The sequence below is a fragment of the Microbacterium sp. genome (assembly GCF_051953575.1).
Lineage (GTDB): Bacteria > Actinomycetota > Actinomycetes > Actinomycetales > Microbacteriaceae > Microbacterium.
This window is the reverse complement of record NZ_JBQCIP010000169.1, coordinates 1-11,416: the sequence shown is the minus strand read 5'-3', so window position 1 is coordinate 11,416 and position 11,416 is coordinate 1. Positions and strand designations below refer to the sequence as shown.

Here is an 11,416-nt window from a genome sequence, read left to right as displayed (position 1 = left end):
GATGACGACCTCGAGGGCGTTCTCGATGCCGATCAGATTCGGCAGCAGGTAGGCGCCGCCCCACCCGGGGATGATGCCGAGGAACACCTCGGGCAGCGCGATCGCCGCGGCCGAGGCATCCACCGTGCGATACGCGCTGTTGAGCGCGATCTCGAGTCCGCCGCCGAGGGCGAGCCCGTTGACGAAGGCGAACGTCGGCACGCCGAGGTCGCCGAGCTTGCCGAACACCTTGTGCCCGAGCTGCGCGACGAGCCGTGCGTCGTCCTTCGAGGTCACCTTGCTGATGTCGCTGAGGTCGGCGCCGGCAGCGAGGATGTACTGCTTGCCGGTGATGCCGACGGCCTGGATCTCGCCGGCCGCCGCGCGCGCCTTGAGCGCATCGAGCGTCTCGCCGAGCTGGAACATCGTGGCGGGGCCCAGCGTGTTCGGGCGCGTGTGGTCGCGACCGTTGTCGAGGGTGATGAGTGCGAGCACCTTGCCCGACGCGAGACGGATGTCGCGCACGCGGGAGTGGGTGACCACCTCGCCGTCGGTGTGGGCGAGGATCGGCGAGAAGTCGATGTCGTCGTAGTTCGTCATTCCTGCGCTGCCCTTACTTCCGCTTCTTGCCGTCGTAGAACGGGTTCTCCCAGATGACCGAGCCGCCCTGGCCGAGGCCGACGCACATCGCGGTGAGGCCGTAGCGCACGTCGGGGCGCTCGGCGAACTGCGCCGCGAGCTGGATCATCAGGCGCACGCCCGACGCCGCCAGCGGGTGCCCGAGCGCGATGGCGCCGCCCCACTGGTTGACCCGGGGGTCGTCGTCGGCGATGCCGAAGTGGTCGAGCAGCGAGATCACCTGGATGGCGAACGCCTCGTTGAGCTCGAACAGGCCGATGTCGTCGATCGTCAGTCCGGCCTTCTTCAGCGCCTTCTCGGTCGACGGGATCGGGCCGATGCCCATGATCTCGGGCTGCACGCCGGCGAAGGCGAACGAGACGAGCTTCATCTTGGGACGCAGTCCCAGCTCCTTCACGGCGCCGCCGCCTGCGAGCAGCGACATCGTGGCGCCGTCGGTGAGGGGGGAGGACGTGCCGGCGGTGACGCGACCGTGCGGCCGGAACGGCGTCTTGAGCGCGGCGAGGTCCTCCATCGTGGTCTGCGGGCGGCGGCCCTCGTCCTCGGTGGCCAGGCCCCACGAGCCCTCGGCGTCCTTGATCGCGACCGACACCAGGTCGGGCTGGATCTTTCCGGCGTCGTACGCCGCCTGCGCCTTGTGCTGGCTCAGCATGCCGAAGCGGTCGGAGCGCTCCTTGGTGAGGTGAGGGAAGCGGTCGAAGATGCGCTCCGCCGTGACGCCCATGTTGAGCGCGCCCGGGTCGACCATGCGCTCCGCGACGAAGCGCGGGTTCGGGTCGGCGTTGCCGCCGATGGGGTGGTGCCCCATGTGCTCGACGCCGCCGGCGAGGGCGACGTCGTACATGCCGACGCCGATGGAGCCCGCCATGGTCGTGACACTCGTCATGGCGCCCGCGCACATGCGGTCGATCGCGAAGCCCGGGACCGTCTGGGGGAGGCCGGCCAGGATGGCGACACTGCGCCCGAGCGTCAGCCCCTGGTCGCCGGTCTGCGAGGTCGCGGCGATCGCGACGTCGTCGATGCGGTCCTTGGGAACGTTCGGGTTGCGCTCCATGAGCCCGATCGTCGCCTTGACGGCGAGGTCATCCGCTCGGGTGTTCCAGTACATGCCCTTCTCGCCGGCGCGCCCGAACGGGGTGCGCATGCCATCGACGAAGAAGACGTCCGAGATCTCGGCCACTCTGCCTCCAAGGTTTGGGATTGCACCCAGCCTAAGGTGAGACTGAGTCTCACGAAATCGGTTGGTCCGATCCTACGAAGCGGCTTCCGACGACCTCGAGGCCTCTTGCACGGATTCCACAAAGGCATCAGCGATCAGCTGTGCGGTCTGCTCAATCTGCCACGGGCGCGCACCCAGTTCTCCGAGGGCTTCGCCGATGGATGCCGCCGACAGCGGCTGCGGCGGGGCCCACGCCACACGACGCAGCAGCTCGGGTGTGAGCAGGTTCTCGGTGGGCATGTGCAGCTCTTCCGCACGCTGCTCGACGAGCGGGCGCGCAGCCTTCAGACGTGCGTCCGCCTCGGGGTTGCGGTCGGCCCATGCGCGGGGCGGCGGGAGCGTGTCGCCGCCGGTGGCGCGTTCGAGGGGGAGCTGCGTGACGGCGCGGCCGGCCTCGATCGCGTCCCACCACCGGTCCAGCTGGGTGCGGCTCGCCCTGCCGGTGAAGTCCTTCACCGCGGCCAGCGCGCTCTTCGACTTGGGGTCGGCGAGGACCGCGGCGACCAGAGCGCGGTCGGGAACCAGGCGGCCAGGCGCGACGTCCTCTGCGCGGGCGTACTCCTCGCGGGCCGTCCAGAGCTCGCGGGCGATCGCGAGCGCCTTGCGGCCGCGCACGGTGTGCAGCCCGCTCAGCCGCCGCCACGGCTCCTCACGCGGGGGCTTGGGCTCGCGCTCGAGCACGGCCTGGAACTCCTGCGCCGCGAACTCGGTCTTGCCCTGCTCGTCGAGCTCGATCGCCAGCTTGTCGCGCACGTCGACGAGGTGCTCGACGTCGAGTGCGGCGTACTCCAGCCACGACTGGGGGAGCGGGCGCGTCGACCAGTCCGAGGCGGAGTGCGCCTTCGCGAGCGTGATCCCCAGCGTGTCTTCCACGACGGCGCCGAGACCCACGCGCTCGTGGCCCAGCAGCCGAGCGGCGAGCTCGGTGTCGAAGATCCGCGGGGGCTCGAGTCCGAGCTCGCGCAGCGACGGCAGATCCTGGCTCGCGGCGTGCAGCACCCACTCCTCGCCGCCGATGGCGTCTTCGAGGGGACGGAAGTCGCCGATGGGCGGCGGATCGAACAGGAACACCCCGGCTCCGCGGCGGAACACCTGCACGAGGTACGCGCGCTGCGAGTAGCGGAAGCCTGAGGCGCGCTCCACGTCCACCGCCACCGGTCCCGTGCCGTCCGCAAGGCGACGGGCGGCCTCAGCGGCACGCCCGGCTTCATCGATGACGTCGTATTCAGCCACGCGGCGACCTGCGCGAATCGAGCATCGCGATCCCTTCCGAGCCGGGCGGGAGACCCGCCAGCATGCAAACCAACTCCGCCCATGCTTCCACGTGCGGAGCGATCGCGCCCTCGGGGGACCATGAAGCCCGCAGTTCGATCTGGGCGCCGTCGCCTTCGGCGGCCAGGGATCCGAAACCCTTGGACAGCGTCTTGGTGGCCGTCCCCGAGGCCGAATGGAACATCGCATGCCGCGACTCCAGCGCGTCGGTGAGCCACGTCCACGCGACGTCGGCCAGCAGCGGGTCGATGCCGATCTCGGGCTCGAGCGGTGCCTGCGCGAAGCACACGATCCGCCAGGCCCCGTTCCATGGCGCCGGTTCGTCCGGATCGTGCAGCAGCACGAAACGACCGGTGCCGTACGGCGAGTCCTCACCGCCGTCCGAGCGCACGTCTCCGGCGATCGCGATCGCGTCGCGAGCGAGCCCCTGCGGCGCTGCGATCTCGCGCACCGTCAGGTCATCGCGGAACACGATCGCACGCAGCTCGTCCGCCGCCTGCTCGAACGAGCCAGGTGCCGCGGGGGGACGCTGCTCAGCCACGCGGACAGACTAGAGTGATGCCTCGATGGTCGCCTCCAGGCGCGCCGCGAGAGACGGCGCAACACCCACACGCAGCCGGCCGAGGGCCTCTCGCCCCGCTCAGGCGCTGCGCGCCCCTGCCTACGTGCTCAGCGTCAAGGCCGCCCTGACGGTGCTGAGCCTCGGGCTCGCGGCATCGCTGGGAGCGCTTGCTGCGGGCTCCGTGATGATGGCCCGCCGGGTCGTAACGCCGGCGCGGCGCGAGCCCGACACCCGCATCCTCGCCCTCGACACCGCCGCGCAGACGATCACGCTGTCGCGCACCCCCGACACCGGGCTCCCGGGTCGCTACGGCCTGTTCACCACAGGGACCGCGGACTACATCAAGCTGGGCTCGGTGCTGTCGGAGGATGCGACGAGCGTGAAGCGCAAGCTGCTGACGCACGTCGGGTCCGATGCGCGTCTGGAGCCGGAGGCCGCGTTCAGCGGCTGGTACTTCGACCGGCCCGAGCAGCTGCACCTGCCGTTCACGCCGGAGCTCATCGGCTCGACCGTCGGACCGTGCCCGGCGTGGCTCTTCCCCGCCGGAGACGGCGAGACCTGGGTCATCCAGGTCCACGGCCGGGGGACGACACGGGCCGAATGCCTGCGGGCCGTCCCGCTGTTCCACGGCCTCGGCATCACCTCGCTCGTCGTGTCGTACCGCAACGACGGCGAGGCGCCGCGCAGCCGCACCGGGACGTACGCGCTCGGCGACACCGAGTGGCGCGACGTCGACGCCGCCGTCGGGTTCGCCCGGCGACGGGGCGCGCGACGGATCATCATCATGGGCTGGTCGATGGGCGGGGCGATCGCCCTGCAGCTGTCGCTCAACTCCGCGCACCGGGACGCCATCGCCGGTCTCATCCTGGAGTCGCCCGTCGTGGACTGGCGGGTCGTGCTGGAGTACCACGCGAAAGCCGAGCGGGTCCCCGGTGCCGTGAGCCGCTTCGCGATGAGCGCGCTGCAGTCGGAGTGGGCGGCCCCGCTGGCCCGCACCGGCGGCCCGATCTCGCTCGACCGGCTCGACATCGTCTCCCGCGCGGCGGAGCTGCGGCATCCCATCCTGATCCTGCACAGCGACGACGACGGATTCGTCCCGTCCGACGCGTCGCACGATCTCGTCACCGCACGGCCCGACCTCGTCGAGCTGCAGGTGTTCGAGGTCGCGCGGCACACCAAGCTGTGGAACTACGACCAGGAGCGGTGGTCCGACAGCATCCGCGCGTGGCTGGAGCGTCAGGGCCTCACGGCGACCTGAGACGCGCGGTCAGGCCGCGGACTTCGCGCGGACCTGGCGCTGCGCCCGCAGGAGCATGCCCGTCATCCCCGAGATGCGCAGCGGCGACACCACACGGGTGAGCCCCAGCGTCTGGGGGTAATCGCCGGGGATCGCCAACACCTCCGCGGCCGACAGCCCGGTGAGTCCCTGCGCGAGGATGCTCGCGAATCCGCGCGTCGTCGGAGCCTCCGCCGGCGCCGTCGCGTGCATGGCGACGATGCCCTCGCGGTCGACGTCGACGATGATGTACACCGGCGACTGGCACTCGACGACGCGCTCGGCGAGCTCGGGGTGCCCCTCGTAGTCGGCGGGCACGGGCGGCAGCTCGTACGAGTACTCCAGGAGCAGCTGCAGCCGGTCCTGCTCGGACAGCTCGAGGAACTCGTCGCGGATCTCGGCGAGGCGTTCGGGAAGCACGTCAGTCATCGCGACAAGTTTCCCACGTCAGGGGACGGGGAGGATGCTGCCGATCAGCGCACCGGTGCCTCGCCCGGCTCGGCGCCCGTGACGATCGGCACGCGCACGGCGCTGCCCCATTCGGTCCAGGAGCCGTCATAGTTGCGCACATTCTCGAAGCCGAGCAGGTGCGTGAGCACGAACCACGTGTGGCTCGACCGCTCGCCGATGCGGCAGTAGGCGACGATCGCGTCGCCGTCGGCGAGGCCCGCCTCGCCGCGGTAGATGGCATCGAGCTCCGCACGGGTCTTGAACCCGCCGTCCTCGGCGACCGCGCGTGCCCACGGCACGCTCTGCGCCGTGGGGATGTGCCCGCCGCGCAGCGCCCCCTCCTCGGGGTACGCGGGAGCGGACGTGCGCGAGCCGTCGTACTCCTCGGGCGAGCGGACGTCGATGAGCGGTCCCGACCCCAGGTGCGCCAGCACGTCCTCCTTGTATGCGCGCAGGAGGGAGTCGTCGCGCTCGACGACGGGGTACTCGGTCGGCACGGGCTGGGAGGCATCCGTCGTGATCGGCCGACCCTCGGCGATCCACTTGTCGCGGCCGCCGTCGAGGAGGCGGACGTCCTCGTGGCCGAAGAGCGAGAACACCCACAGCGCGTAGGCGGCCCACCAGTTGTTCTTGTCGCCGTAGATGACGACGGTGTCGTCGCGCGAGATGCCCTTGCGGCTGAGGAGCTCGGCGAAGCCCTCGCCGTCGACGTAGTCGCGCACGACGGGGTCGTTGAGCTCGGTGTGCCAGTCCACCTTCACGGCGCCGGGGATGTGCCCCGTCTCGTAGAGGAGGACGTCTTCGTCGGACTCCACCACCACGAGCCCGGGCTGCCCCAGCCGCGCCTGCAGCCATTCGCCGGTGACGAGGCGACCCGGCTCGGCGTACTCGGCGAACTTCTCGGACGACGTGTCGATCTCGACGGACATGGCTTCTCCTGCGGTTCGGTGCGCCGGGATGGCGGCGCTGGTGCGGGCGCCCGCCTCACGGCGGGCGTTGGGCACAGGGCTGACGGTTAGGGTTGAACCGTCGATTCCGACCCTAGATTCCCACGTGCCCGCGCGTAGCACCGACGTAAGACTGCGTCACAGCTCCCGTGAGACCGCGACAGAGGACACCCATGACCGTCTCCGCCACCCGCACCGGTATCGTCCATCTCACGGAGCGCGCCCCGCAGCTCGCCGGCGCCGAGATGGTGGCGGCGCTCGTCCCGCCTCCCCAGTTCGCGAACGCGACGTTCGACACCTACCGCGCCGACCCCGCGTTCGCGTCGCAGCAGGAGGCGAAGGATCTCCTGATCGCCTTCACCGGCGGGGGAGCGCCGGTCAAGGGCGGTCTGTTCCGCCGCCCCAAGCGCCCCGAGATCAAGCCGGGCGTCTACCTGGACGGCGGCTTCGGCGTCGGCAAGACCCACCTGCTGGCGTCGGTCTACCACGCCATGCCCGCACGCCGGAAGTACTTCGGCTCGTTCATCGAGTACACCGCGCTCGTCGGAGCGCTCGGGTACCAGAACACCGTCGAGCTGTTCCGCGGCTCCGACCTGCTCTGCATCGACGAGTTCGAGCTCGACGACCCGGGCGACACGATGGTCATGACGCGCCTGCTCGGCGAGCTGGTGGCATCCGGCACGCGACTGGCCGCGACCTCGAACACGCCGCCGAACGCCCTCGGTGAGGGACGCTTCGCCGCGCAGGACTTCCTCCGCGAGATCCACGCGATGGCCGCGAGCTTCCAGACCGTGCGCATCGACGGCACCGACTACCGCCACCGCGCCGTCGACGGACACGCGACCGTGCTGTCGGCGGCCGAGTACGAGGCGACCGTCGCGGATGCGGCCACCACCGGCCTCGTGTCGGACGACGCGTTCGACGCCCTCGTCGCCCACCTCGCGCACGTGCATCCGTCGCGGTACATCCGTCTCATCGACGGCCTCGCGGTCGTGGGGCTGCGCGACGTGCAGCCCTTCACCGACCAGTCCGCGGCGCTGCGCTTCGTCGCGTTCATCGACCGCGTGTACGACGCCCAGCTGCCGATCCGCGCCACCGGCACGTCGCTCGACCTCGTCTTCCCCGACGAGATGCTCGCCGGGGGCTACCGCAAGAAGTACCTGCGCGCGATCTCGCGTCTCGTGGCATCCACGCTCGCCTGAACCCGCCACCCCGCCCGGCCGGTTCCCGCCCGATTCACGGGCGCCCTTCGGCGTGCCGAAACACGATGTTTACGCCCAGGGCCCTCGCGTAACCGACGGGAAACACGGGATGGCCCGCTGCGGAAACGGCGCCTCGCGACACTGAGTGGACCCGACGCTATCCTGCGTCCCACCGCAGAGAGGTTCTCCACGGAGATGGATCAAGGCAACACCGCATTCATGCTCATCACAGCTGCGCTCGTCCTGTTGATGACGCCCGGCCTCGCGTTCTTCTACGGCGGCCTGGTCAAGGCCAAGAGCGTCATCAGCATGATGATGCTCAGCTTCGGCGCGCTCGGACTCATCGGCGTGCTGTGGGTCATCTACGGCTACGCGATCGCATTCCCCGGCTCCGAGGGCCTCGTCGCTCCGTGGTCGATCGACTGGTCCGCCATCGGCCTCACCAGCCTGCTGGAGGTCCCGGAAGGCGCCGCGTACCCGCCGCTCGCCTTCGTGGCGTTCCAGGCGACGTTCGCGATCATCACGGTCGCGCTCGTCTCCGGCGCCATCGCCGACCGCGCGAAGTTCGGCTCGTGGATGATCTTCGCCGCGATCTGGGCGACGATCGTCTACTTCCCGGTCGCCAGCTGGGTCTTCAACTTCGGTCTCGCCGATGACGGCAGCTTCGCCTACGGCGGCTGGATCACGTACGGCATGCAGGAGTTCTTCGGCGTCGGCGCGATCGACTTCGCAGGCGGCACGGCGGTCCACATCAACGCCGGTGCGGCCGCCCTCGCGCTCGCCCTCGTCCTCGGCAAGCGCCTCGGCTTCCAGAAGGGCGTCCACGTCCCGCACAACCCGCCCTTCGTGCTGCTGGGCGCCGGCCTCCTGTGGTTCGGCTGGTTCGGCTTCAACGCCGGCTCCGAGCTCGCTGCCGACGGCACCGCCGCGGTCGCCTTCGTCAACACGATCGCAGCCCCGGCCGCCGCGCTGCTCGCGTGGCTCGTGGTCGAGAAGATCAAGGACGGCAAGCCCACCTCGGTCGGCGCCGCGTCCGGTGCCGTCGCGGGTCTCGTCGCGATCACCCCGGCCTGCGCCGCGCTGACGCCGATCTGGGCGATCGTCCTCGGCCTGCTCGCCGGCGCGGTGTGCGCCCTGGCCATCGAGCTCAAGTACAAGTGGGGCTTCGACGACTCGCTGGACGTCGTGGGCATCCACCTCGTCGGCGGCCTGCTCGGCACGCTGTACCTCGGCTTCTTCGCCAACACCACGGGCCTCATCTACAGCGGCAACCTGACACAGCTGCTCGTGCAGGCGATCGCCGCCGTCGCGGTCCTGGTGTACTCGTTCGTCCTCGCCTACGCGATCGGCTGGGTCATCCAGAAGACGATCGGGTTCCGCGTGAAGAACGAGGACGAGGTCGCCGGCATCGACACGGTCGTGCACGGCGAGGAGGGCTACGTGCTCGAGGGCGCGCGCGCCTGACGTCCGGAACACCCCGAAGGGGGCGTCGCGGTTCCCCCCGCCGCGACGCCCCCTTCGGCGTTCGTGCGCCCGCGGCGAAAGGATGCCGCGCACGGCCGTTATCGTGATCCCGTGGCCCGCGGCATCCTCTCGTCCCTGCTGAACCTCATCCGGCCCGCTCGCCGTACGACGCCGACGGCGCCGCCGGCGCCGGCGGCGCCGTCTCGGCCTCCGGAGGCGGCTCTCGGGCAGTACGGCGCCACGGCGACCGTGGAGGTCGATCCGCCCCACCGGTCGGCCCTGCGGATCACCTACAAGCCCGTCCACGACGCGGACCCCGATGCGGGCGAGATCGTCTGGACCTGGGTGCCCTATGCGGAACGCGACGGCCGAGGCAAGGACAGGCCCGTGCTGGTCATCGGGCGCCGGGACGCCGACACGGTGTACGCCGTCAAGCTGACCAGCAAGGCGCATGACGGTCAGCGCGACTTCCTCCCGATCGGGTCGGGCGCGTGGGACTCCCAGGGGCGGCCGTCCTGGGTCGACATCGACCAGTTCTACCTCGTGCACCGCGCCGGCATGCGCCGGGAGGCCGCCGCGCTCGACCTGGAGCGGTTCGTCCGCGTCGCCGACGCCCTGCACCGCCGCTACGGCTGGTCGGTCGGCAACTGAGGCCAGAAACACAAAACCCCCGGCGAACCGGGGGTTTTCTGGTGGTGGGCGATACCAGACTCGAACTGATGACCTCTTCCGTGTGAAGGAAGCGCGCTACCAACTGCGCCAATCGCCCGTGCCCCGAGGGGGACGAGTATCGATAGTACCGGATGCCGAGGCATGCCTCGAACCACAACGGTGTGACACGCGCGGGCTGCATCTGGTTTTGCATGCAGCCGAACGTCGGCTAAAGTCTTACAAGTGCCCGGCGCGAGAGCGAAGGGAACGAAATGCGGATGTAGCGCAGTTGGTAGCGCACAACCTTGCCAAGGTTGGGGTCGCGAGTTCGAGTCTCGTCATCCGCTCAAGTGCAGGGATCCTCTCCAGGGATCACAGCACGTGGGGTCAAACCACACGCGGTGGCGTGGCCGAGCGGCTAGGCACCGGCCTGCAAAGCCGTTTACACGGGTTCGAATCCCGTCGCCACCTCGCTCACAACTCAATAGCCTCTTTAGGCGCGATTGGCGCAGCGGTAGCGCGCTTCCCTGACACGGAAGAGGTCACTGGTTCGATCCCAGTATCGCGCACGATGAAACCCTCGGTTCGCCGGGGGTTTTTTTGTTGCCCGCCTCACCGCACGTGTTCGGACGGGTAGACGTCGCGGACGCTCTCCCGGAAGAACCGGCCCGCACTGTCCGCCGCGAGGAGCCCGCGATGGATCGACGGCGGAACGGCGAAATAGCGGTAGACCTCGCCGGACGTGAACTCGAGTTCGAGCACCGCCGTGGCGGCGTCATAACCCGCCGATGCGATGGCGCTGGAGTCGAGGCGGTCTCGTCGCATCGCCTCAGGCTACGCCGCGACCTCGGAACGCCGGCCGCTACGGTGGTCGCGTGTCCGAACAGCTCGTCGACCGCATCAGGCAGGATCTGCGCGACATCGCCGATCCGGAGCGTGCGCCGGGCCAGCAGGCGTACATGAAGTCGCTCATGCCCTTCCTCGGCGTGCGCGTCCCCGATGCCCGCCGTGTGGCGACGCAGGCCGCGAAGGGAACGAATGCCGCCACTCTGCTGACCGCGGTGACCGAGCTGTGGGACACCGCCGAACACCGCGAGGAGCGGTACGCCGCCATGGCGCTCCTGTCGCCGCGCGCGCTGAGGGGCGACGCGCGCACCGTGCCGATCGTGGAGCACATGGTGCGCACGGGGCAGTGGTGGGACTACACCGACGAGCTGGCGCATCGCCTCGCCGACCTCCACGACGCGCGGCCCGTCGACACCGCCGCGCTGGTCCACGCGTGGGCGCGCGACGACGACCTGTGGATCCGGCGCATCGCGATCCTGTCGCAGCTCGGGCGCGGCATCCGACTCGATCCCGAAGTGCTGGCCGACGCGATCGGCCCGAACACATCCGACCCGGAGTTCTTCATCCGCAAGGCGATCGGATGGGCGCTGCGCGAGTACGCCCGCGTGGCGCCGGCGTGGGTGCGCGCGTACGTGGACGAGCACGAGGTCAGCGCCCTCACACGCCGCGAAGCGCTCAAGCACCTGAGCGCCGGATCGGCCCCGGTCACTGGGTAGAATCGACGCGTGGAACTCATCCGGTCGACCGCCGCGGCGGCGCTCACGACCATCACGCGAACGCTCGACGCCTGAGCGGGCGGGGCGCGGCGTGCGCCCGAAGCTGAGTAGCCTTGATCCGAGCCATTCCCAGGAGAGTTTCCGTGACTGACGCTGTGCCCTATCCCGCTGACGGCTTCGCCCTGTTCCCCGA

The 11,416-nt window shown here is 70.1% G+C and carries 12 protein-coding genes and 4 tRNA genes; 8 read left to right on the top strand and 8 right to left on the bottom strand.

Annotated elements, in window-relative coordinates; genetic code table 11:
• From ACTHNQ_RS10580 to ACTHNQ_RS10565, 4 genes are all read right to left on the bottom strand, one after another.
• On the bottom strand, positions 1-579 hold a 579-nt coding region (locus ACTHNQ_RS10580), incomplete at its 3' end, for an enoyl-CoA hydratase-related protein (RefSeq protein ID WP_440333331.1).
• Positions 580-592: 13 nt separating this feature from the next.
• The gene (locus ACTHNQ_RS10575) at positions 593-1,798 is read right to left on the bottom strand and encodes a thiolase family protein (RefSeq protein ID WP_440333330.1); all 1,206 of its coding nucleotides are present in this window, start codon (positions 1,796-1,798) and stop codon (positions 593-595) included.
• 72 nt (positions 1,799-1,870) lie between these two features.
• Complete coding sequence (locus ACTHNQ_RS10570; protein WP_440333329.1) at positions 1,871-3,070, bottom strand: ribonuclease D; 1,200 nt, start codon at positions 3,068-3,070, stop codon at positions 1,871-1,873.
• Positions 3,063-3,650 (bottom strand): DUF3000 domain-containing protein, encoded by a 588-nt coding sequence (locus ACTHNQ_RS10565; protein ID WP_440333328.1) that lies wholly within the window; start codon positions 3,648-3,650, stop codon positions 3,063-3,065. Before ACTHNQ_RS10565 ends, ACTHNQ_RS10570 begins: the two co-directional genes overlap by 8 nt.
• Before the next feature lie 124 nt (positions 3,651-3,774).
• Here ACTHNQ_RS10565 and ACTHNQ_RS10560 point away from each other — a divergent pair, with 124 nt between their 5' ends.
• Positions 3,775-4,929: an alpha/beta hydrolase gene (locus tag ACTHNQ_RS10560; RefSeq protein WP_440333327.1), complete on the top strand. Its 1,155-nt coding sequence runs from the start codon at positions 3,775-3,777 to the stop codon at positions 4,927-4,929.
• Positions 4,930-4,938: 9 nt separating this feature from the next.
• Here the strand turns inward: ACTHNQ_RS10560 and ACTHNQ_RS10555 are convergent, their stop codons facing one another.
• Positions 4,939-5,376 carry a SufE family protein gene (locus tag ACTHNQ_RS10555; protein ID WP_018170881.1) on the bottom strand — a complete coding sequence of 146 codons (438 nt, stop codon included), beginning with the start codon at positions 5,374-5,376 and terminating at the stop codon, positions 4,939-4,941.
• Positions 5,377-5,420: 44 nt separating this feature from the next.
• Positions 5,421-6,326, bottom strand: coding sequence for a sulfurtransferase (locus ACTHNQ_RS10550; protein ID WP_440333326.1), 906 nt, complete (start codon positions 6,324-6,326; stop codon positions 5,421-5,423).
• Positions 6,327-6,517: 191 nt separating this feature from the next.
• Between ACTHNQ_RS10550 and zapE the strand changes: the two genes are divergently transcribed.
• The 3 genes from zapE (at position 6,518) to ACTHNQ_RS10535 (ending at position 9,661) form a co-directional block, all read left to right on the top strand.
• Positions 6,518-7,546, top strand: a complete 1,029-nt coding sequence (zapE, locus tag ACTHNQ_RS10545) for a cell division protein ZapE (RefSeq protein WP_018170879.1) — start codon at positions 6,518-6,520, stop codon at positions 7,544-7,546.
• A gap of 195 nt (positions 7,547-7,741) precedes the next feature.
• Positions 7,742-9,010, top strand: coding sequence for an ammonium transporter (locus tag ACTHNQ_RS10540; protein WP_440333325.1), 1,269 nt, complete (start codon positions 7,742-7,744; stop codon positions 9,008-9,010).
• A gap of 111 nt (positions 9,011-9,121) precedes the next feature.
• Entirely contained in the window at positions 9,122-9,661 is a 540-nt protein-coding gene (locus ACTHNQ_RS10535; RefSeq protein ID WP_440333324.1) for a type II toxin-antitoxin system PemK/MazF family toxin, read from the top strand.
• Between the two features lie 42 nt (positions 9,662-9,703).
• Here the strand turns inward: ACTHNQ_RS10535 and ACTHNQ_RS10530 are convergent.
• A tRNA-Val gene (locus ACTHNQ_RS10530) sits at positions 9,704-9,779 on the bottom strand.
• A 156-nt stretch (positions 9,780-9,935) separates the two neighbouring features.
• Here ACTHNQ_RS10530 and ACTHNQ_RS10525 point away from each other — a divergent pair.
• From ACTHNQ_RS10525 to ACTHNQ_RS10515, 3 genes are all read left to right on the top strand, one after another.
• Positions 9,936-10,008, top strand: a tRNA-Gly gene (locus ACTHNQ_RS10525).
• A 53-nt stretch (positions 10,009-10,061) separates the two neighbouring features.
• Positions 10,062-10,132 (top strand) — tRNA-Cys (locus tag ACTHNQ_RS10520).
• Positions 10,133-10,158: 26 nt separating this feature from the next.
• Positions 10,159-10,230: transfer RNA gene (locus ACTHNQ_RS10515), tRNA-Val, on the top strand.
• Between the two features lie 43 nt (positions 10,231-10,273).
• Here ACTHNQ_RS10515 and ACTHNQ_RS10510 read toward each other — a convergent pair.
• Positions 10,274-10,486 carry a KTSC domain-containing protein gene (locus ACTHNQ_RS10510; protein ID WP_440333323.1) on the bottom strand — a complete coding sequence of 71 codons (213 nt, stop codon included), beginning with the start codon at positions 10,484-10,486 and terminating at the stop codon, positions 10,274-10,276.
• A gap of 50 nt (positions 10,487-10,536) precedes the next feature.
• On the opposite strand from ACTHNQ_RS10510, the gene ACTHNQ_RS10505 reads away from it, so the two are divergent.
• Entirely contained in the window at positions 10,537-11,223 is a 687-nt protein-coding gene (locus tag ACTHNQ_RS10505; protein WP_440333322.1) for a DNA alkylation repair protein, read from the top strand.
• Positions 11,224-11,416: the final 193 nt, after the last annotated feature.